General features: G+C 62.0%; 1 protein-coding gene. It reads left to right on the forward strand.

Going from position 1 to position 395, the window contains the following annotated elements:
• Nucleotides 1–395, forward strand: a 395-nt coding sequence (locus tag R2R70_RS19110) for an RHS domain-containing protein (RefSeq protein WP_410978766.1), incomplete at both ends; no start/stop codon positions are given.

Below are 395 nucleotides of genomic sequence, written 5' to 3' on the forward strand. Positions count from 1 at the left end.
GGCGAAAACGCAGCGCCGCAGCCTGGCGGATACCCTTCAGCAGTCCGGCGGCGAAGACGGTGGCAGTGTGGTGTTCCCGCCGGTGCTGGTGCAGATGCTCGACCGGCTGGAAAGTGAAATCCTGGCTGACCGGGTGAGTGAGGAAAGCCGCCGCTGGCTGGCATCGTGCGCCCTGACGGTGACGCAGATGCAAAACCAGATGGACCCGGTGTACACGCCGGCGCGAAAAATCCACCTGTACCACTGCGACCATCACGGCCTGCCGCTGGCCCTTATCAGTAAGGAAGGGGCAACAGAATGGTGCGCAGAATACGATGAGTGGGGCAACCTGCTGAATGAAGAGAACCCGCATCAGCTGCAGCAGCTTATCCGCCTGCCGGGGCAGCAGTATGATG

Origin of the sequence: Cobetia sp. SIMBA_158, from assembly GCF_046566945.1 — a bacterium.
Classification (GTDB): Bacteria; Pseudomonadota; Gammaproteobacteria; order Pseudomonadales; family Halomonadaceae; genus Cobetia; species Cobetia amphilecti.